The organism is Acinetobacter sp. YH12112, assembly GCF_013418945.1.
GTDB classification, from domain to species: domain Bacteria; phylum Pseudomonadota; class Gammaproteobacteria; order Pseudomonadales; family Moraxellaceae; genus Acinetobacter; species Acinetobacter indicus.
Window position 1 is genome coordinate 65,439 of the sequence record NZ_VPBA01000010.1, and the last position, 21,216, is coordinate 86,654.

The window sequence follows — 21,216 nt, forward strand, 5'->3', positions numbered from 1 at the left end:
GAGGAAAGCTTAATAATAAGTCTTGGAATTCGAAGCATGTAAAAAGGCTGGAATCAAACCGGTTAAGGCCGCACGAATATCCGGGCGCTCATTAATCAGTTGATGTGACCCTTCTTCCAGCATCAGCAAGGTTTGCAGGCGGAATTTACGCCGGATAAACTCGATGTTATAACGCCAGTCCACAGTCTGATCCTGCGCGCCTTGGGCCAGCCACACTGGAATCCGGCACGCTGGTCGCTGTTCCATTTCCAGCATCCATTTGGACATGGCCAGAATCCAGTCCATGCCCATCATCCGTGGTTGTAACGGATCTTTTAAGCGCACAAAACGCAAAAATTCCGGGTTATGGTTATTGCGTCTGAAATGGCGCGGTACTTCGCGTTTAATCCTGCGGATAATCCCGAGGCCCACCGAATTATGCCACCAGGCACTTTTGGCCGGACGGATTAAAGGAGATAGCAATAGCACCCGCTCGACAAACGGATTTTCCCTGCGCTCGGCAAATTCCAGTAAATGATGCATCCAGATCGCACCACCGGTACTTTGCCCTACCCCTAGCCAAGGCTTAGGCAATTGATCGGCATTGCGCACATATTGGTAAATGGCGTGTAGCACCTGCTGGTAATGATCAAAATTCTGGATACTGGCGGGCGAGCCATTACTTAAACCATGGCCGGGCAAATCATAAGTCAAGACACTAAAGCCCTGCTCCAGAATTTCTTTGACAATCGGCTGATAAATGCCGCTGTGCTCCAGATAGCCATGCAGTAAAAACACCGTACCTTTGCTTTTTTCCAGCTTGCCCGCTTCAAGTTTAGGCTGAAACACCTGCACATGCAGTTTAAACAGCGGCATTTGCACATAACCCTGCCAATGCTCGCACTCTAAGCTGTCAAAACCGTAAAGCTGACGATAGGCCTGAATATCTACCGTGGGCGCATAAGGCCGGTTCAGGTTTAAAGGCTCCAGCACCTGCGGCGTGGTATCGCGGCTAGGAACCGGTAAATCCAGCTGTTTCAACACACTCGGATTTAAAAACGGGATATTCGGCATTATGGCACCTCCCGGCAGTCGCTCGAACCAAACAGCATATCGCGGATGGTGGCCAGCATTTCATAATTGGCGCGGCGACTATGATCATAGTTCTGCTCACTAGGCTGCCATTGGGTTAACTCGGTTGGAATTGGCGCGACCACCGGCACGGTTTCAATGCCGTTTAAGGCAAACAAACGGCGTGTGCGCGGCATGTGATATTGATCGGTGATTAAAATCACCGTTGGTGCGCCGCCTTTTTTCTGTAGCAGCAAGGAACTAAAACGCGAGTTTTCACAGGTATTCATGCTGCGATCTTCCAGCAAGTTGGCTTCAACCCCGCGTTCTGCCAGCCATTTCTGCATATAAGGTGCTTCAACACCGCTCAGCACAATGGGTAATTTATACTGTTTTTCAATTTCTAAGGTTTTTTCTAAACGTAGTCGTGTGTAGTTATTCACAATAATATCTTTTTGATTTTCATGTAAGGTCAGACCGCCACCCAGAACCACAATTGCATACGGCTGGGAAGTTATTTGCGGCTTCTGGCTATTTTGTTGTTGAATCAGCGCAATATCCTGAAAAATTTCTTCATCAACCGGTACGGTTTCAACCGCTGCCACTTCATGGGTTCTTAAAAATTTCAGATATTGTTCCATCAGGGCCTGATTTTCAGAGCTGTCTAAATCCAGTAAATCCTGTAACTGCTGTGAAGGCTGCGCAAGTTGCGCCTCCGATGCAGAAACATCGGCCAGTAATGGAATTTGCGGTGTACTGTCCTGCTCTTGTTCCTGCTGACTGCGCTGCTCATCCTGAATTAAAGCCTGCAAGGCTTTATAGCGCGCCTGAATGGTGGTGAGATTCTGTGAATTTTTAGCCTGAATCTCTTCTTCCATGACTTTTAAATAAGCTTGCCGGGCAATCCACAAATTCGAGCCAGGTTCCAGATTTTCCTGATCGGTCAGTGCCCCCATCTGCTGGCTTTGTGCAGCCACTTCATTGACCTCCACCGGCACAATGGTATTCAGCACTTTTATCACAAACTTGGAATAAAACGGCGAATAGATAAAAACCACCAGACAGCCCATCAGCACAAATAGCACAGCCGCCATTTGTACGATACGCACCATCCAGTGAGTTCTATTCATAAATGCCTAACCTGATTAAAAGGTATTGTGGGGAATAATCAGCCCGGCGTCATTAAACAGCACCGGTTCTGGTTCTAAGTGTATCCCAAATTTTTGGTACACGTCCTGCTGTACAGCCTGATATGTTGCCTGAACATCGGCCAGGGTCGCATTGGCATAATTGACAAGCACCAGTGCCTGCTTGTGAAACATACCAACCATGCCCAGCTGTTTCCCTTTCCAGCCAGCCTGATCAATAAGCCAGCCAGCTGCAATTTTGACCTGGCCTTCGGGTTGCGGATAATGCGGCATGTTCGGGAACTGAATCGCCAGCTGTTCATAGACCGCGGCAGTCACCACCGGATTTTTAAAGAAGCTGCCGACATTTGGAAATTGCTGCGGATCTGGCAGTTTACTTTGACGGATCTGGATCACCTGGCGTTGCAGGTTTTCAGCGGTTTGCTCATCACCCACAGCGGTTTTTAAATCGCCATAATTCAGTTTCAAGTCCGGCTGTTTCCGTAGCTTGAACGTGACATGGGTGATGATATAGCGGTTCGGATTTTCTTTGAAAATACTGTGGCGATAGGCAAAATGACAGTCACTGGCCAGAATTGAATTAAACTGACCGTTATAGCGGTCATAAACCTGTACCGATTCAATAAATTCACCGACCTCAACCCCATAGGCACCAATATTCTGCACCGGCGATGCACCGACCAGACCGGGAATTAAGGCCAGATTTTGCAGGCCAAATAACTGCTGCTCAGTGGTCCAGAGCACAAAATCATGCCAGACCTGACCCGCACCAACGCGAATGGTGCTGAAGTCATTATCTTCATTCAGGAATTTAATGCCCTGAATATCCATATGTAACACCAGCGCCTGAATCTGCTCTGGCAGCAGCATATTACTGCCGCCCGATAAAATCAGCACATTCAGCTGCTGCAACTTGGCATAATTTAAGGCCGCAATTAAATCATCGGTAGAATGCACCTTAATATAATGAGACGCATTTGCAGCCAGATTTAAGGTATTAAAAGGCTTAAGCTGGACCTGATGTTGAATGTTCATATTCTTAAACCTGATTTAAGCCAATTCTGTTTTTAAAATATTGATCCAGGCCTGTGCGCTGGACTCACACTGATCCAGCACGCGCTCAAAGCCATCGGCTTCGCCATAATAAGGATCAGGCACTTCATGACGCGGATATTGCGGATCATGTTCGCTCATCAGCGCCACGTTGGCACGTAGCAGCTCTGCACCATATTCTTCGGCCGCATGACACTTTAAATGCTGAATATTTTGCAGGTTTTCCTGATCCATCGCCAGAATCAGATCAAAATCCAGAAAATCGCGCGTAGTTAACTGACGGGCACGCAAGGCAGATAAATCATAGCCACGCTGCAAGGCATGTTGCTGGCTGCGCGCATCGGGCGCTTTGCCCGGATGATAATTACTGGTGCCGGCAGAATCGACCCAGATATTCAGTTGCAGTGCATCACAATAATGTCTGAACACCACTTCCGCGGTAGGTGAACGGCAGATATTGCCCAAACAGACACATAACACCTTGTATGGCGTTCTGGATGACATAACAACCTCAAAACTGCTTTCTTTTAAAGTGTCTTATGTTAAGTTATTTGCAGGATGAATCCTATATTGTCACTATAGATAAATGTTGATTTAAGTATAAAAATTAAGGATAAAGCGTATGAGCCCATTTCAATTCCAGACTGTGCCCAACATTATTGCCGGACTGGGCAGCATCCAACAGCTCAAAGCCCTCCTGACTGAACAGAACAATCAACGTGTGCTGCTGGTGACCGATCCGGGAATGGTGCAATTACAATTGCATGCACCTGTTTTGGAAACTCTCGAAGCTGCCGAATGTGATTACCGCATTTATGCCAGCGTACAGGCCGATCCACCGGAACATATTGTGCTGGAAGCCGCCGAATTCGCCCGGCAAAACCAGATAGATACAGTCATTGGTTTTGGGGGTGGCAGCTCGCTGGATGTGGCCAAAATTATTGCCCTGCTGGCCCATCCTGAACAAAAACAGCAACTGCATGACATGTATGGCGTCAATCAGGCGCAAAAACCGCGTTTGCCTCTTATTCTGATTCCAACCACGGCCGGCACCGGCTCGGAAGTCACGCCCATTTCCATTGTCACCACCGGCGAAACCACCAAAACCGGCATTGTATCTGCTGCCCTATATGCCGATGTCACCATTTTAGATGCCAACTTTACCCAAAACCTGCCGGCGCACATTACGGCCGCCACCGGTATTGATGCAATGGTACATGCCATTGAAGCCTATACCTCCAAACACAAAAAGAACTTTTATGCCGATATGCTGGCGATTCAGGCACTTAAACTGCTGAACCAGAATCTGCATCTGGTGCTAAAAGATGGTAACAACATGGAAGCCCGTCAGAATATGCTGGTCGGTTCGATGCTGGCCGGACAGGCCTTTGCCAATGCACCGGTGGCAGCAGTCCATGCACTGGCCTATCCGCTGGGTGGACATTTTCATCTGTCGCATGGACACAGCAATGCGCTGGTCTTAACCGAAGTGCTGAAATTTAATGCACCAGCCGCCAAGCAGCAGTATGCCGAACTGATGACCCTGCTCGACCCATCCAGCAAAGGCTGTGTAGATGGCTTGTGTGATCTGTTTATTGACCACATGCAAAACTATCTGGACCGCAGTGGCCTGACCTTGAAACTGAATGCCCTGAATGTGCCTGACAACATGCTGGAACAGCTGGCCGAGGATGCCATGTTACAAACCCGCCTGCTGCAAAATAATCCACGCGACATGGAAAAACAGGATGCGCTGGCCATCTATCAGGCGATTTATCAATAAGGCTGAAGCTATTTAAAGTTGTGGTAAATCAAAAATATAAATTTTCGATCTATTCAGGGATGACGTCTTTTTATGAAACCGGTAGCCAAAACCCGCGATCAATATACCTTCTTTTTACCGATTCAAACCCGCTGGTCAGACAACGACATGTATGGTCATGTCAATAATGTCATGTATTACAGCTACTTCGATACCGCTGCCAATGCGCTGCTGATTGAGAAAGCCGGACTGAATATTCATCAGGCCGAGATTATGGGGCTGGTGGTAGACTCTGGCTGCAGCTTTTTAGCCGAGCTGAGTTATCCAGAAGTGATTGAGGTCGGTGTGGCGATTGCAGCGCTGGGCAACAGCTCGCTGAAATATGATCTGGCAATTTTCAAGCAGCATCAACAGCAGGCTTCAGCTCAAGGACATATGGTGCATGTTTTTGTCGATGCGCAGCAACGTAAAAGCACCCCGATTCCAAGCGAAATGCGGAATGCCCTGTTGCCTTATCTGCGTTCTCAATAAACGGTTGAAATGGTCTGACGGTGGTTATTTCAACTGGATATTCTGCAATTCGCCATCAAAACTTTCGAGCAGCGATTTAACCTGCGGCTCCTGATGCAGCAGCTCACTGGCGCGTTGATAAGCACGTACTTTACGTTCCTGCTGCAAGCTATACGGTGTCACCTCTGTGACCTGTCCATACTGCACTTTCAGGAAGCTGTTCGGCCACTGCTGTTTCAGCGCTGCTTCTAAATGCTGTAACTGCGAATTTAACAATTGCTGATACTGCTCCGGAATATGGAAAACCGACTCAGCTTCAATCTGGCCGGTCATCAGGCCGTGTTGGGCTAGTTCCTGAACCGCCGGTGATAAATCACTATTACGGAACCAGTATTCCCATTTTTCCACACTCCATTCGCCCTCTAAGGACTGCACCGGCAGTTGCAGAATATCTTGCGGCATCAGGCGCTGATCAGCACGTGGAATAGCGGTATTGTCTACAGCAGCAACGACAGGCTGATTGGTGGATGGCATCGGCGCTGGCTCCGCAAATAAACTGTCTTGCGGACTGGAGTCCTGCGGATGCGTCAGCTCAGGCTGTGCGACAGACGAAACCGGTGCTGCAAGTTCAGCAGGCTGTTGAGTTGGCTGCGCAACGGCCGTTTCCGGTAAAGGTGCAATTTCATCAAACAGGAAATCATCACTGCTGGCCTCCTCCTGCGTTGCCGGCTGATCAGCGCGATCATCTTCATCTAAATCAAACAGCACTTCATCTGCCGCCGGATCAAAAATCATCTGCGCAGATGCCGCTTCTGCCGGTGTAGTCACCGGATGGTCTGGTTCGGATGGAGATGCAACTTCAGCAACCTCTAACGCTTCATCCTGCAGAAAATCATCTGATGATGGTTCAGCAACGGGTGGGTTTATAGCAGCAGTTTCAGCTTCTAATTCATCCTCAACCGAAACAACGGGATGCACCGGTTCAGGCTGCGCGCTAGCTGACTCAACTGCCGGTGCTACAGCAACTGCGTTGCTTTGTGCGCTGACCTGCGTCAAGGGCACTTCATTTGGCTGTAAGGGACGGAAAGCCAGCAGACGCAGCACGCACATCTCAAAGCCCTGCTCCTGGGTAACCGCCAGCTGTAAATCTGCGCGGCCTTTGCTGGCAATCTGATAATATAGCTGTAAATCCTGAGCCGAAATGCGCTGCGACAGCTGGGTAATTTTCTGGTTAATTTCGGCGCTATATTTCAGGCTTAAATCCGGCAGATATTGCAATAAGGCCAGTTCATGCAAGGTCGAAATCAGCTGATCCAGCACCAGTGATACATCCAGCGCCTGCTGACGGAACTGCATTAACAGTGCGCTCACGCGCGCAGTCTGGTTCTGATGGATCGCCAGAATCAGGTCATAAATAATGGTGCGGTCAATCAGCCCCAGCATGTCTTTGACATCCTGATGATGAATTTCACCCTGACCATAGGCAATGGCCTGATCGGTTAAGGACAAGGCATCACGTAATGAACCTTGTGCCGATTCAGCAATTTGCCAGATTGCATCCTGCTCAGCCTGAATCTGCTCTTTGCTGAGAATTGAAGATAGGTGCTCGGTAATTTCATCTACTGCCAAAGGACGCAAGGTAAATTGCAGGCAGCGTGAAATGACCGTAATCGGAAGCTTCTGCGGATCGGTGGTGGCAAACAGGAATTTAACATGCTCTGGCGGTTCTTCCAGCGTTTTTAGCAAGGCATTGAAAGAGTGCGTCGAGAGCATATGCACTTCGTCAATCAGGTAGACTTTAAAGCGGCCTTGTGTCGGTGCATACGGTACGTTATCGAGCAGTTCGCGGGTATCTTCCACTTTGGTACGTGATGCCGCATCAATCTCGATTAAATCAATAAAACGGCCTTCATTGACCGCTTTACAGGTCGGACAAACTTCACACGGTGTAGAGGTCACCCCTGTTTCACAGTTCAGGCATTTGGCCAAAATACGCGCAATGGTGGTTTTCCCGACCCCACGAGTCCCGGTAAACAGATAGGCATGGTGTAAACGGCCACGCTCTAAGGCACTGGTCAGTGCACGAGAAACATGATTTTGCCCCACCAGCTCATTAAAATTACGTGGACGATATTTACGCGCAAGTACCTGATACATGTATGCTCCTTTTTACAGGTCTAAGCATACTGTTTTTTTAGTAAATAGTGAAATAAATGACGGGCGCTTCCAAAGAAAAATCCCTTGTTCGCGCCAGCAAAAAAGGGATTAAAAATCAGTATATTTAGCAAATGATTAGCCAGTATTTAAACAGACTTGGCCAGAATAAAATCACTTTGCATTTGATAGCGTTTGCCTGTTTGATCTACACGAATCTCGAGCAATTGTTTCTCAAGGTCGACATATAACAAATTTCGGGTGTTGACTTGCAGCAGTTCAAGCTGCTGACGCGATGCATCTGCGAAGCGAATCCGCCCTTGAATCACTTCCGGTGTATTGTGCCCGCTCATACTTTCACGCACCAAGGTATAAGTTTCATCCTGATGAAGTTCTAAAGATACTGCCATTCCCGGACAATCATCACAGCGCGACAAACAGCCCATACAAGGCGTGGTGCCTTTGAACTCACCGACCCACGCAGGAATTGCGCTCTTAGATTCCACCACGGTTTGGGATTGAGTTGAGTTTTGATCCTGACATCCAAGTAAAACTGAACTGGCCACCAGCGGAATCAAAATGACTTTTTTCATCTTTGCACAACATCAAATTGACTAGTGCCAGAACATAGCACAAGCTACAGCTAAAAATCATCTCAAACTGTTTAAAACCAGCCCTTTCGGCCTTTTAACACACCATCGGCACAGCGTAAGGTTTCCTGGGTTAATCCCCACAAGCGATAATCGCCGGTGATGGAACCGGTCGGAAAATTATGGGTATAAGCAAAACTTAAATTCCGCTCTGGATCACACCAGGCACCCGAACCATTAAAACCAATATGACCAAAGCCCGACGATGCCGACTTGCCCAGGCTCAAAATGCGGTGATAGCCCAAACGCCAATGCATCGGCAGCGGCATCACCCGGTCACGGGCGGTATATTGCACCTGACTTAGGGTCTGAAACACCTGTGGTGAAATCAGTCGTTGCCCCTGCCATTGGCCACCCTGCGCCAGCATGGCATAGATTTTGGCCAGACTTTGTGCGGTAAATACCCCGGAGGCTGCCGGCACAATCGCCTGTAAACCGGCATCACTAAAGAATGAAAATTTCTTCATGCCTTTGGGAATCATGGCATCCTGAAAATCTTGCGGATGTTGCCCACTGAAGGCCAGCAGCTTTTCTAAAGGCGATGCCGTACGTGCAGGTTTAGCAGCAGCCTGTTTTTTGGGAGGCTGGGCAGATTGGGCGGGCTGAGATGTGGCAAACGGTCGCGCCACCCGCGCTAATTCCTCTACCGGCACGCCAAAATAAGCTCCGTTTAATTCCAATGGCTCGCTTAAATGACGCTGCATCAATACAGCCAAGCTTTCATTACAGGCTTTTTCCAAGACACCACCGACCTGCCAGCCAAAGGTCAGGGGCTGATAGGCTGCATCACTGTTCGGCAGAAAACGCGGTTTGGCCGCGGCAATGACCTCCAGCATATGCGACCAGTCGGCCATTTCCGAGGCATCGGCAATCAGGTTACGGATATCGTATAAACCACTGCGATGGCACAGCATCTCTCTTAAAGTCAGCTGCTGTTTGCCCTGCGCTGCAAATTCTGGCCAATATTCAGCCACCGGCACATCATAATCCAGCCGCCCCTGACTCACCAGAATATGCGCCAGCGTGGCCAGCACGCCTTTTCCGGTGGAATAACAGACCGACAGACTATCCGGCTGCCAGGCTTCATTGGCAGATTTTTGACCGGTATAAATATCAACGACTTTATGACCCTGAAAATAAACCACCAGCGCAGCGCCGCCTTGCGTTGAGCGGGCATCCTGAAAACGGCTAAATAGATGGGCCAAATCTTTAAATGGTTCTTCCACTGAACCACGATAATTCTGAATATCTGCACGCAGATAATCTTTTACGCTGTTCATGCATCCTTTCCAGCAATATGGTGAACAATGAAAAAAGCCTAAATCTGGTTTGGACTTAGGCGCTATGACTTAAAGTGGGCGAATGCTACCGCTGACATGCGGCTTCTGATTCTTTTTGCTGCGAATCAGGAAGTCAGTATTTTGTGCCTGCTGCGCCGTCAAGAATTCCACCTGAGATGGCAGATACATTGGCAACTTAAACCAGACATCAGCTTCATACGCATCTGGCAACTGGATATTGGCCAGCGCTTTGGCTTTACTCCACATACCATGTGCAATGGCCTGTTTAAAACCAAAGGCTTTGGCGGTTAACGCATGAATATGGATCAGGTTAAAATCTCCCGATGTCAGCGCATAACGACGACCGGTATTTTCCGACACATCCCATTGTCCTGCCGGTACATAATCCGGTACGGCACTTTCTGCTGCTTTAGCCGCGGGCTTGTTGCCACTTTTCTGACGTGACAAATAGGTGGTTAAACCTTCCATCACCACTTCATTACCAACTTTAGCAGTGGTGATAAAATCAAACTGTACGCCTTTGTCATGTGGCTGCAATTCACCAAACTTGCAGGATAAAGTCAGCTGCTCATTCACGCCAACTTTACGGTATTGCTTGAGCTGATTGCGGATATGCACCAGACCTAAAATCGGAAATGGGAAAGCTTCCGCAGTCATCATGTGCATTTGCAGGCTTTGCGATAACACCGCCAGATAAATGGCCGGAATATAGCCGTTATTTTTAAAACCACAGACTTCGTTATAGGCTTTCAGATGTTTCTGGTCGACCTTGAATGAATCCACCACATATTCAACTTGCGGCAGAACTTTTTCACCCTTCGGCTTTTTAAAAATTAAGCCCTGAATCACTTTTGGATAGGCTAAATACGGCTTGGGAAGTTGACTAAAATGGCGAGTATTCATACTGAACCTTTGGAATATTTATCTTTTAAATCACCCTTTCTTTAATAAGAATTGGGTTTTCTATTTTAATTCCCTCAAATCCCTCCCGACCTCCCTTCAAAAAGGGAGAAGAAGTCCCCCTTTATTAAAGAGGGATTTTAGGGGGGATTCCGAGTGAGGGATATATTAAGCCCCTAACAGACTCTGACCACAAACACGCACCACGTTACCATTTAAACCGGTAGATGCAGTTGAGGCAAAGAAGGCAATGGTTTCTGCGACATCAACCGGTAAACCGCCCTGACTCATCGAGTTCATACGGCGGCCCGCTTCACGAATGGCAAACGGAATGGCCGCAGTCATTTGGGTTTCAATAAAGCCCGGAGCCACAGCGTTAATAGTCACACCATTTTTCAGCACCGGTGCCGTATATTTCACCACTCCAATCACGCCTGCTTTTGATGCTGCATAGTTGGTTTGGCCCAGGTTACCGGCAATCCCTGAAATCGAGGATACGCAGATGATACGGCCATTGGCATTCAGACCGTCATTTTCCAGTAGATAGTCGTTCACGCGTTCAATAGCAGCCAGGTTAATGTTAATCACCAGATCCCACAGTTCAGGCTTCATATTGGCCAGTGTCTTGTCACGGGTAATACCGGCATTGTGCACGATAATATCCAGACCGCCCTGTGCAGCAGCTGCCGCTTTAATCTGCTCGCCCGCATCAGCGGCGGTAATATCAATTGCCAAGGTTGAACCCCCAATTTCAGAGGCAACACGGTCCAAGTCAGCTTGTTGCTGTGGTACGTCCAGACAAATCACATGCGCGCCATCACGTGCCAATACATGCGCAATCGCTTCACCAATACCACGGCTGGCACCAGTCACAACCGCGGTTTTACCTGCCAGTGGTTTAGCCCAATCCACATCGACCGTGTCTGCTTTAGAAACACGAATCACCTGACCCGATACATAAGCCGAACGCGGTGACAAGGCAAAACGTAAGCTCGATTCCAGGTTCGCTTCAGCGCCGTCATCAACATAAATCAGATTGGCGGCAATACCTTTTTTAAACTCTTTCCCGACCGATTTAACAAAGCCTTCCAGCGCACGCTGTGCAATTGCATGTTTTACCGTTTTGGCGGTTTCTGGCGTGGTGCCAATGACCACTACACGGCCAGAGGCCTGAATCTGGCGCGCCACCGGATTAAAAAAGTTATAGAGCACATTTAACTGCTCAGAGTTCTGAATACCTGAGGCATCAAAGACCACCGCTTTAAATTTAGATTCTTTATCGCCCGCGTTAAAAGCACACAGGTTTAAACCGGCTTGTGCAGCAGCCTGCTGTAATTCTGCATTATTGCCGGCATAGCTGTTGGCATGGATATTGGCCAGGACCTGGGCAATTGCACCCGATAATGTGCTTTCCGGCGCTGCGCCCAGCAATACTGCACCCTTGACCACAGGCGTGGCGCTGTCAAAACGCTCAAGGAAAGTTGGGGATGGCAGGCCTAAATTTTTAATGACAAATTTACCAATTGGAGATTTTGCAAAAGCTTGGTATTGGTCAGTCATGATTATTATCTCTCAGACAAAATGAATTTGTGATTAATCTAAAGTTATCCTTTAGCTTCAATATGATGTCAGATACTTTGTATTTCAATAGATCGATCAGTTTGTTATGAATAATACTTGAGATCATATATAGATGACTTGACCTGAAAGCATTCTGCAATGTCATTGTAGTCAATTCAGGCTATTCTAGATTATGCTAATGTAACCCCTAAGAAGATCATCAACATGCTTGGAAAAGCCTTATGAGCAAAACAACTCAAGAAAATCCGGCGGTCGAAAATTCTGCTACAGAAACTGTGTCAAATACATCAAAAAGTACAACGCGTACAACCAAAAGTTCTGGCACGGCAAATTCGTCAGCAAACCCTGCGGCTAAACCTGCACGCACCCGTGCGGCATCTACCCGTAAAAAAAGTACAACCCCTCCTCCTTCTGAAACTACAACTGAAACATCTGGTCAACAGGATAATACCATGAGCCAAAACACTGTCCGTCGCGTTGCGATTATCGGTGGTAACCGCATTCCATTTGCACGTTCAAATGGCGCTTACTTCACTGCCTCAAACATCGATATGTTCACCGCCGCTTTAAATGGTCTGGTAGAACGTTATCGTTTAGAAGGCCAACGCCTCGGTGAAGTCGTTGCCGGTGCCGTACTCAAACACAGCCGTGATTTTAACATGACTCGTGAGTGTGTACTGAACACTGAATTGGCTCCTGAAACACCTGCTTACGATATTCAGCAAGCGTGTGGAACCGGTTTGCAGGCAGCTTTTTTAGTGGCCAATAAAATTGCTCTGGGCCAAATTGAAGTCGGTATTGCTGGTGGTGTCGATACCACTTCCGATGCCCCGATTGCTTTTGGTGACGGTTTACGTAAAGCCCTGCTGGAGCTGAATATTGCCAAAACCGGTAAAGACCGCTTAAAAGCGCTGACCAAAATCAATATCAAAGACCTGATGGATGCACCGAAAAATGGTGAACCACGTACCGGTCTGTCAATGGGTGACCATCAGGCGATTACTGCGCTGGAATGGGGCATCTCGCGTGAAGCGCAGGATGAACTTGCTGCATCTTCACACCAGAAAATGGCAGCCGCCTATGAAGCAGGTTTCTTTGATGACCTGATCACACCATTCTTAGGTTTAGAGCGTGACAACAACTTGCGCCCGGATTCTTCAGTAGAGAAACTGGCCAAACTAAAACCAGCCTTTGGTAAAGGTGATGCGCGTACCATGACCGCAGGCAACTCAACCCCACTGACCGATGGTGCATCTTGTGTTCTGCTTGCTTCTGAAGAATGGGCCAAAGCCAATGGTCATGAAGTACTGGCTTACTTAACCTTCCAGGAAACGGCTGCAGTTGATTTTGTCGAGAAGAAAGAAGGCCTGCTTATGGCGCCAGCCTATACCGTACCACGGATGCTGGAACGTGCCGGTCTGACTCTACAAGACTTTGACTACTATGAAATTCACGAAGCTTTTGCTTCACAAGTGCTGTCGACCTTAAAAGCCTGGGAAGATCCAAAATTCTGTAAAGATCGCTTAGGTCTAGAAGCACCATTGGGTTCAATTGATCGTAACAAGCTGAACGTAAAAGGTTCTTCTCTGGCTGCTGGTCACCCATTTGCTGCAACCGGCGGACGTATTCTGGCGACTGCTGCCAAACTGCTGAATGAAAAAGGTTCAGGTCGTGTGCTGATTTCAATCTGTGCTGCAGGCGGTCAAGGTGTAACAGCGATTGTCGAGAAGTAATTCTCCTCACCTTCACTGAAAAAGCCACTGCCTGGTGCAGTGGCTTTTTTTATGGACGTTTTATTACCTTTTTATTGTCTGCTCTTAAATTCATCAGACGTATTTTAAACAGACTCACGATAGGCCGGTGCATAGCCCAAACGTACCTCAATCGCGTCATAACCCCACTGGAAGATAAAGGTATAGACCAAAATACATAAGGTCAGGCTTAAATCCAGCAAAAAAGCCTCGGGCAGACTCATCTGCATAGCATAGGCCACCATTGGAATGGTGGCTAACATTAAGCCTCCTTCAAAACCAATGGCATGTAAAATCCGTACTTTCACCGTTCGCTTGAGCTGTCTGCGTGCTTCAAATTTTTCAAAAAAATGATTAAACAGCATATTCCACAAGACCGAGGTTACTGCCATGGCCACACCCAGGCTACCGGTCACTTCCAGCGGCATCTTGAAAATCAGGCTTAAAGCTAGGGCAATAATCACCAGTAAAATCAGTTCATAACTCAAGGCATGAATTAATCTTCTTTTCGACAGCAGCATGTTAAACCTTATCCATTTCATCAATTGTCGCCATCTTATTTTTAAATTATCGACAAATCGAGTTAGAATCTTTCAATATTATTGATAGGTTACTGCCCATGAATGTGAATCAGGAACAGCTGATCATTTTTAAAACCGTGATTGAATGCGGTTCTTTTTCCGCAGCGGCGCGGCAACTGGGAAAAGTGCCATCTGCAGTAAGTATGTCAATTGCCAATCTGGAAATTGACCTGAACCTGAATCTGTTTCAACGCATCGGCCGTGAACCGGTGCCCACCGCACAGGCGCTGACGCTGTATGAAAAGACCGAACAACTGCTGGTTGAAATGAACCAGTGGAAACAGCATGCCGCAGCGTTAAGTGAAGGGCTGGAATCGGAACTGAATATTGTGGTGGTGTCCGAGCTGATTCATAGCGACTGGACCCAATACATTGCCCTGCTGCAGCTGGAATTTCCAACGCTACAGATCAATATATTTTCAGCGCCACAGGAAGATGCCATGCACATGCTGGTCGAACAGTCGGCGCAACTGGCAGTAATGTTTGAACGTGAACAACTCGACAGTGGCGAACAGTTTGTAGAACTGAAACGCGAAGCCTTGGTGCCGGTGGCGGTCCGAGATTTTGCCTTGGCTCAACAGGCACCGGTCAGCTTTGAAGCTATTTTGCACAGCCGGCAAATTGTGGTGGCCAGCCGTGACCGTCGTATTCAGCCGGAACTGTTATTTTCCAAACAGTACTGGCGCACTGATAATCATCATACTGCCTGCTCATTAATTTTACAGGGTCTGGGCTGGGGTGTGTTGCCGCTACAAATGCTGAATGAAAACCCGAACTTAAAGCAGCAACTACAGGTTTTGGATTTTCTGGATTTCTCGCCCAAGTTTGAATATTTTGTTGATCTGGTCTGGAGCCGTGAAAGCAAACTGGGGCTAGCTGCTCGTTTTTTGATTAATCACTTGCGCAATCAACGAAAAAGCACAAATTAGACACTGATCTGTAACGCTTTTCACTTGGGTTAAATCCAGTTTGTGTTATAAATAATTGCATAAGCAATAACCGAACAACTAGAGAAGCGGATTCAATGACACAGAACGCCTTAAACCAATTAAAACGCTTAACAACTATTGTGGCCGACAGCAGTGACTTAACTGCCATTGAAAAGTTTCGTCCTTTAGATGCAACAACCAACCCGTCTTTAATTACCGCGGCGGCTGAACAGGCCGACAGTAAACCGCTTTTAACTGAAGCCTTTGATCAGGCCAAAGCGGAAGGTTATCAGCAAGACGAGCTGATTGAACGCACCATTGATATTTTAACCGTCAAGTTCGGGGTAGAAATTCTTAAACTGATTGATGGCCGTGTATCGACTGAGGTAGATGCCTCGCTGTCTTATGATACAGATGCCACTATTGCCAAAGCCAAAGAACTGCTGGCGCTATATAAAGAATATGGTATTGATCAGAAACGCATCCTGATTAAAATTGCTTCGACCTGGGAAGGCATTCAGGCTGCAAAACAGCTGGAAGCAGAAGGCATTCATACCAATTTAACCTTGCTGTTCGGTCTGCATCAGGCGCATGCCTGCGCCGATGCCAACGTGACCCTGATTTCCCCTTTTGTCGGTCGAATTCTGGACTGGTACAAAAAAGCCGAAAACGTCATGTACTACCCGATTGAAAAAGATCCAGGCGTGCTGTCAGTGAAAAAGATTTACCAGTTCTACAAACAGCATGCGGTGAAGACTGAAATCATGGGTGCCAGCTTCCGCAGTATTGATCAGGTCTTGGCGCTGGCCGGTTGTGACCTGTTAACCGTTTCACCAAACCTGCTGGCCGAACTGGAACAGGATGAGCGTGAAGTCACAGCACAACTCTCAAGTGACACGATTGAATCTCAAGGCGAGCTGGAGCCAATCACAAAAGAGAAATTTAAACAGCAGCTGGAACATGACTTAATGGCCTTCCAGTTACTGCAAAGCGGTATTGATGGCTTTATTAAAGCGCGCGAACAGTTAAGCCAGCTCTTGCGCCAAGGCTTTGGTATTGATGCTGAAATTAAAGCTTAATTTTTCTGTTTAGCCGCGCCGCTGTGCGCGTATTCCAGGCCGATGTTGCTATATAATGCTGCATCGGCCTTTTTAGTTCTCTGGATTTCTTGTGTTTGGTATCACTGACGTAATGACGTTCATTATTGGAACCATTTTAATTGTGATCCTGCCCGGCCCTAACTCTTTATATGTGATGTCAATTGCCTCGCGCTTTGGCATTAAAGCCGGCTATCTGGGTGCTTTAGGCGTTTATACCGGTGACCTGATTTTAATTCTGTGTACTGCCTTTGGTGCAGCCTCCGTGCTACACAGTTTTCCGTGGCTGTTTATAGCGCTGAAAATGATTGGCGCGCTGTATTTAAGTTATTTGGGCATACGTCTGATGATTGCCGCCTATCGCACCTGGCAACCCGAGAAAAGCCGCTCGACTCAAACCAGGAATAGCAGCAGTACACCAGAACAGATTCATCCTTTTCGCACTGCATTAACCATTAGTATTTTAAATCCGAAAGCGATTCTGTTTTATCTGTCTTTTTTTGTGCAATTTGTTGATCCGGCCTATCCTTATCCGGCGCTGACTTTTACCCTGCTGGCGATTATTCTGCAAATCATCAGTATGAGTTATCTGTCAATTCTGATTTTTTCCGGAATGAAACTGGCGACCTATTTCAACCGGAATTACCGCCTTACCGCGACCGGTGTGGCCGCAGTTGGCTTGCTGTTTTGTGGTTTCGGTTTAAAACTGGCCAGCTCGACCTTATAAAAATCAGGCAAAATTTTTAACTTCTGATAAAGATTTGAGCTTTTAGATGGCCATTGAAAGGCGTATGATTTATCGGCTTTCTCTCCCATTTTTATTGTGCAACGGATTATGCAAAAGCTTATACATGATTTTTCTATTCCGGCTGTTTTTGCTGGATTTATCACTTTTTTAATTGGTATTAGTGTTTCTGCCGTACTGGTGATTCAGGCGGCACAAACGTTAGGAGCCACAGCCGAACAGATTACCTCTTGGTTCTGGGCTTTGGGTCTGGGCATTGGCCTGTCGGGCTTGCTGCTCTCGTGGAAATTTAAATATCCGGTGTCGACGTCATGGTCAACCGCCGGGTTGGCCCTGATTATTGCCACGGGTAGTGGTTATAGCTTGAATCAGGCTATTGGGGCTTTTCTGGTGTGTGGCGTGCTGACTGCACTGTTGGGCTTTTTCGGGATTTTTGAACGTCTGTTTCGTTATATTCCACAAAGCCTGACCAGCGCCATGCTGGCCGGCGTACTGCTAAAATTCGGTATTGCCTTGTTTGCCAGTATTCAGCATGAATGGGCATTTATCCTGTCTTTACTGGCAGCCTATGTACTGTCAAAACGCTTCTGGCCACGCTATAGCATTGTACTGACCGTAATCGCGGCGATGCTGCTGTGCCCACTGGTACTGGATTTCCATTTTCCTGTGGTGAGCTGGTCATTGGCACAACCGGTGTGGATCAGTCCAGAATTTAGCCTGCCCGCGATTTTAGGTCTGGCTTTACCGTTGCTGGTGATTAACCTGGCCTCGCAATATTTGCCCGGCATCGCCATTATTAAAAGCTACGGCTATCAACCGCATGTTAATCAGTTGCTCGGCTGGACCGGTACCGCGCAGGCCGTGTTATCGCCTTTTGGCTGTTATAGCGTGAATATTGCAGCGATTAGTGCTGCCGTTAATCTGGATCATCAGGTGCATCCGGACCCATCAAAACGCTATATTGCCGGCATGAGCTGTGGCCTGTTTTATATCCTGATGGGCTTGTTTGCCGCCACCTTAACCAGCCTGCTGATGTCTTTTCCGGCAGTGCTGATTACCGCCTTGGCCGGTATCGCCCTGTTTGGCACCATCGGCCATAACGCCTTTATTGCCTTTAAAGAGGCCGATGACCGGGAAGCCGCATTAATGACCTTTTTACTAAGCGCTTCAGGCATCCAGTTCTGGGGCATTGGCTCGGCCTTCTGGGGGCTGGTTTGCGGTGTGGTGGTGTTACTGGTGATGAAATTTCCCTGGAAAGCCAAATCCTAAAGACTAACATGATGACCAGCAGATTTTAGGGCGCGGATCTATCTGTCTGATCCGCTTCACTATAATCGGCCAGAAATGACAGGGTCTGCTCAAAAGTCTGCTGGCTTTCGGGCAGATGCATTAAGAACTGATATTCATGAATCAGCCAGCGTTTAGAGTCGGGATAAAATACCGCCTTTACCGGCACCTGCTGCTGCTTTAACACCTCTAACAGCGGTAAAGATTGAGTATCAGTCAGGAAATCCTTATTGCCGCCACTTAAAAATACCGGTGGAAACGCCGGAGTAATATGCTGAATCGGTGAAATCTGCTGCAGAAATTCAGCATCCTGTTTGCGCTCGCCGGTATAGGCCTGCACCATGTTATAAATGCCCCACTCGACAATTTTGATTTCATCCGGTGCGGTTTCAATAAAATGCGGTAAATCATAAATCCCGCAGTGCAAAATCACCCCTTTCAGCTGTGTTAAGGCCAGAACCGGCACAAATTCCGAATGCGCGGCAAATTCCGGATTACTCAGCAAGGCTGCATAATGGCTGGCCAGATTGGCACCGGCAGAATCCCCGGCCAGAAATAGTTGCTCGGCATCAACACCAAACAGCGCGCCATGTTCCTGAATATAGGCCAGTGCCTGATTAATCTGATGCAACTGGGTGGGATAAGTTGCCGCTGGCGCCAGTTGATATTGCAGGGAAAACACCGGATAACCGGCATCTGCCAGCCGCTTAAAATAACCGCGCGCATGGGCTTTGGAACCGGAAATCCAGCCACCACCATGAATCCAGACCACGGCCGGGCGCAATCCGGTATCATCCGGCGTCTGTGCTGGCAAATAGACATCCAGGCTTAAATCCGGATCTTGCTGAAACTGGATATTTTCCAGCACCCGCACCTGCTGCGGTGCATCCCGATCCATCAGTTTCTGTTGCAATTGGGTGGTCAGATTAAATGCGCCAGCAATAATACGGCTATTACCGGCTGTGCTTTGGCAGCCACTCAGCACCAGCAGCAAGCTCATGCACAGACTTAACATCAAATACTTCATTTCACCCATCTTCCTGTTTATACAGCTGTTTTATTTTTCTTCACTATAAAGCAGCCGCCGCGCAGATGGAACCCGGTTTTTCACGACAATGCGATCTGACAATGTAGAGTATTCCAGTCAGAATTATTTGTTAAATCAAAGACCTACTTAAGTGGTATTGTGATTAAAAATCTGTATCTTTTTTGCAGGCAGAACACCGGAATAAATTGAATGCCCCCCGGTGATGTGCTATCTATAGAGTATAGCTAAACATTAAGTTCATTATATCAATAAGGAGTTTCTCCATGGCGTATCAGCATATTCTCGTTCCGGTCGATGGTTCTCAAATTTCCTATTCTGCGGTGCAACATGCAGCTGAAATTGCCCGTGCCTTTAACAGTCAGCTGAGTCTGGTGAGTCTGGTGGCGGAAGACCCGTTCACTGATGCCGATTTCTATTATTCCTCTGCCATCATGAAAGAATATTTTGTGCAGGCACACGGCAATGCACAAAAAGCCCTGAAAGAAGGCCAGCAAATTGCCGAAGCTGCGGGCGTTACTGTAAGTACTAAAATTGTGGAAGGCGAAGTATCGGCCAAGCATGTGGTTGAAGCCGCACAAGAGATGGGCGTTGACCTGATTGTGATGGGTTCACACGGTCGTAAAGGCTTCCAGAAATTCCTGCTCGGTAGTTTTGCTCAGGATGTACTGCGCAGTTCTGAATTGCCGGTGCTGGTCATTAAGGCCTAATTGCCCCATTACAGCCCAGAATCCTGAATGCTTTTGATGTACTTTCATTCACTGTCAGTTTCAATAAAGCCCGCGATTTTCATATGTAAAAATAAGGAAAACTGTCATGACCAGCTATAAACATATTCTTGTTCCAGTGGATGAATCCCCGATTTCTTATGCTGCTGTAGAACAGGCTTTAAGTCTGGCCAAAGATTTAGGCTGCCAGGTCACGGTAATGAGTGTGATTGCGGTTGACCCATTTGTCGGCGTCGACTTTTATAAAGTTGCTCCGGCCATTACCGACTATTTCATGCAGGCCGAAAAAAATGCCAAACTGCGCTTGCAGGAAATTCTTGATTCTTTCCAGCGCGAAGGCGTGCAGGTCGACCAGAAACTGGCGCACGGCGTTGCACCCTCAGATGGCATTATGCAGATTGCCGATGAAGTCGGTGCCGATCTGATTATTATGGGCTCACATGGCCGGACCGGTTTCAAGAAAATGATGCTGGGCAGCGTAGCGCAAAACGTGCTGACCCAATCGCCTATTCCGGTGCTGATTGTGAAGGTCTAAAGTAAATCTAAAGCTGCCATAAAAAAACTCCTCAACGTGAGGAGTTTTTTTAAATCTGCTGAACAGCGGTCAGGGTTTGGAAATTTCCTGATGCAATGCCTGTAAAAACAGTTCTGCTTCAATTTTATTCGGAAAGATGCGCTGATACAGCCCCTTGTCCTGCATCGAGTGTGGTGTATATTCAATAGACACCATAAAACGCTCTTCATTCAATATCCTGTTCATTCTTAACGCAATAATATGTCGTGAATTCAAGTAAAAACCATCTTCAATTTTAACCAGCATCACTTAACCTCTTGTTCACGCCAGAACCCGGCTTTTTCACCTGAACCTTTCCAGGCTAAAAATAAAAAAGCCCACCACAATGATGAGCTTTTTTATTTAAATTATCTAAACACGTTTCAGCCTT

General features: G+C 47.4%; 21 protein-coding genes. 9 read left to right on the forward strand and 12 right to left on the reverse strand.

Annotated elements, in window-relative coordinates:
* Positions 1-9: 9 nt before the first annotated feature.
* Genes FTU50_RS05615 through FTU50_RS05630 form a run of 4 tightly spaced genes read right to left on the reverse strand, consistent with a single transcriptional unit; the run spans position 10 to position 3,755 of the window.
* Positions 10-1,053 (reverse strand): alpha/beta hydrolase, encoded by a 1,044-nt coding sequence (locus FTU50_RS05615; protein ID WP_005178596.1) that lies wholly within the window; start codon positions 1,051-1,053, stop codon positions 10-12.
* The gene (locus FTU50_RS05620; protein WP_045795453.1) at positions 1,053-2,180 is read right to left on the reverse strand and encodes a YdcF family protein; all 1,128 of its coding nucleotides are present in this window, start codon (positions 2,178-2,180) and stop codon (positions 1,053-1,055) included. The genes FTU50_RS05615 and FTU50_RS05620 overlap by 1 nt, the downstream gene beginning before the upstream one ends.
* Before the next feature lie 15 nt (positions 2,181-2,195).
* On the reverse strand, positions 2,196-3,233 hold the full coding sequence (gene murB, locus FTU50_RS05625; protein WP_104505371.1) for a UDP-N-acetylmuramate dehydrogenase: 1,038 nt from the start codon (positions 3,231-3,233) through the stop codon (positions 2,196-2,198).
* A gap of 15 nt (positions 3,234-3,248) precedes the next feature.
* Positions 3,249-3,755, reverse strand: coding sequence for a low molecular weight protein-tyrosine-phosphatase (locus FTU50_RS05630; protein WP_104470454.1), 507 nt, complete (start codon positions 3,753-3,755; stop codon positions 3,249-3,251).
* Between the two features lie 118 nt (positions 3,756-3,873).
* Here FTU50_RS05630 and FTU50_RS05635 point away from each other — a divergent pair, with 118 nt between their 5' ends.
* A complete protein-coding gene (locus FTU50_RS05635; RefSeq protein WP_075166842.1) occupies positions 3,874-5,034 on the forward strand; it encodes an iron-containing alcohol dehydrogenase in 1,161 nt (386 codons plus the stop codon).
* Between the two features lie 72 nt (positions 5,035-5,106).
* Entirely contained in the window at positions 5,107-5,544 is a 438-nt protein-coding gene (locus tag FTU50_RS05640; RefSeq protein WP_075166843.1) for a thioesterase family protein, read from the forward strand.
* A 24-nt stretch (positions 5,545-5,568) separates the two neighbouring features.
* Here FTU50_RS05640 and dnaX read toward each other — a convergent pair whose 3' ends face one another.
* The 5 genes from dnaX to FTU50_RS05665 form a co-directional block, all read right to left on the reverse strand.
* Complete coding sequence (gene dnaX / locus FTU50_RS05645) at positions 5,569-7,680, reverse strand: DNA polymerase III subunit gamma/tau (protein ID WP_104470453.1); 2,112 nt, start codon at positions 7,678-7,680, stop codon at positions 5,569-5,571.
* Between the two features lie 146 nt (positions 7,681-7,826).
* Positions 7,827-8,270 (reverse strand): copper resistance protein NlpE N-terminal domain-containing protein, encoded by a 444-nt coding sequence (locus FTU50_RS05650; protein ID WP_104473029.1) that lies wholly within the window; start codon positions 8,268-8,270, stop codon positions 7,827-7,829.
* A 71-nt stretch (positions 8,271-8,341) separates the two neighbouring features.
* Positions 8,342-9,607 carry a serine hydrolase gene (locus FTU50_RS05655; RefSeq protein WP_180069587.1) on the reverse strand — a complete coding sequence of 422 codons (1,266 nt, stop codon included), beginning with the start codon at positions 9,605-9,607 and terminating at the stop codon, positions 8,342-8,344.
* 69 nt (positions 9,608-9,676) lie between these two features.
* Complete coding sequence (locus FTU50_RS05660; protein WP_104489202.1) at positions 9,677-10,531, reverse strand: MaoC/PaaZ C-terminal domain-containing protein; 855 nt, start codon at positions 10,529-10,531, stop codon at positions 9,677-9,679.
* 165 nt (positions 10,532-10,696) lie between these two features.
* Positions 10,697-12,088, reverse strand: a complete 1,392-nt coding sequence (locus FTU50_RS05665) for a 3-oxoacyl-ACP reductase (protein ID WP_180069590.1) — start codon at positions 12,086-12,088, stop codon at positions 10,697-10,699.
* Between the two features lie 242 nt (positions 12,089-12,330).
* Between FTU50_RS05665 and FTU50_RS05670 the strand changes: the two genes are divergently transcribed.
* A complete protein-coding gene (locus tag FTU50_RS05670) occupies positions 12,331-13,842 on the forward strand; it encodes an acetyl-CoA C-acetyltransferase (RefSeq protein ID WP_180069593.1) in 1,512 nt (503 codons plus the stop codon).
* A 104-nt stretch (positions 13,843-13,946) separates the two neighbouring features.
* Here FTU50_RS05670 and aceI read toward each other — a convergent pair whose 3' ends face one another.
* On the reverse strand, positions 13,947-14,381 hold the full coding sequence (aceI, locus tag FTU50_RS05675) for a chlorhexidine efflux PACE transporter AceI (protein WP_104473026.1): 435 nt from the start codon (positions 14,379-14,381) through the stop codon (positions 13,947-13,949).
* A gap of 98 nt (positions 14,382-14,479) precedes the next feature.
* On the opposite strand from aceI, the gene FTU50_RS05680 reads away from it, so the two are divergent.
* The 4 genes from FTU50_RS05680 to FTU50_RS05695 all read left to right on the forward strand — a co-directional run bounded on the left by FTU50_RS05680 (position 14,480) and on the right by FTU50_RS05695 (position 18,481).
* Complete coding sequence (locus FTU50_RS05680) at positions 14,480-15,370, forward strand: LysR family transcriptional regulator (protein ID WP_075166851.1); 891 nt, start codon at positions 14,480-14,482, stop codon at positions 15,368-15,370.
* 95 nt (positions 15,371-15,465) lie between these two features.
* The gene (gene tal / locus FTU50_RS05685; protein WP_104470447.1) at positions 15,466-16,449 is read left to right on the forward strand and encodes a transaldolase; all 984 of its coding nucleotides are present in this window, start codon (positions 15,466-15,468) and stop codon (positions 16,447-16,449) included.
* Between the two features lie 91 nt (positions 16,450-16,540).
* Positions 16,541-17,194 (forward strand): leucine efflux protein LeuE, encoded by a 654-nt coding sequence (leuE, locus tag FTU50_RS05690; protein ID WP_075166853.1) that lies wholly within the window; start codon positions 16,541-16,543, stop codon positions 17,192-17,194.
* A gap of 108 nt (positions 17,195-17,302) precedes the next feature.
* Positions 17,303-18,481, forward strand: a complete 1,179-nt coding sequence (locus tag FTU50_RS05695; protein ID WP_180069595.1) for a benzoate/H(+) symporter BenE family transporter — start codon at positions 17,303-17,305, stop codon at positions 18,479-18,481.
* A gap of 25 nt (positions 18,482-18,506) precedes the next feature.
* Here the strand turns inward: FTU50_RS05695 and FTU50_RS05700 are convergent, their stop codons facing one another.
* Positions 18,507-19,526 (reverse strand): alpha/beta hydrolase, encoded by a 1,020-nt coding sequence (locus tag FTU50_RS05700; RefSeq protein WP_180069598.1) that lies wholly within the window; start codon positions 19,524-19,526, stop codon positions 18,507-18,509.
* A gap of 284 nt (positions 19,527-19,810) precedes the next feature.
* Here FTU50_RS05700 and FTU50_RS05705 point away from each other — a divergent pair, with 284 nt between their 5' ends.
* Both FTU50_RS05705 and FTU50_RS05710 read left to right on the forward strand, forming a co-directional pair.
* A complete protein-coding gene (locus FTU50_RS05705) occupies positions 19,811-20,254 on the forward strand; it encodes a universal stress protein (RefSeq protein ID WP_005178628.1) in 444 nt (147 codons plus the stop codon).
* A 106-nt stretch (positions 20,255-20,360) separates the two neighbouring features.
* The gene (locus tag FTU50_RS05710; protein WP_075166855.1) at positions 20,361-20,807 is read left to right on the forward strand and encodes a universal stress protein; all 447 of its coding nucleotides are present in this window, start codon (positions 20,361-20,363) and stop codon (positions 20,805-20,807) included.
* A gap of 69 nt (positions 20,808-20,876) precedes the next feature.
* Here FTU50_RS05710 and FTU50_RS05715 read toward each other — a convergent pair whose 3' ends face one another.
* On the reverse strand, positions 20,877-21,092 hold the full coding sequence (locus FTU50_RS05715) for a hypothetical protein (protein WP_180069602.1): 216 nt from the start codon (positions 21,090-21,092) through the stop codon (positions 20,877-20,879).
* Positions 21,093-21,216 lie beyond the last annotated feature (124 nt).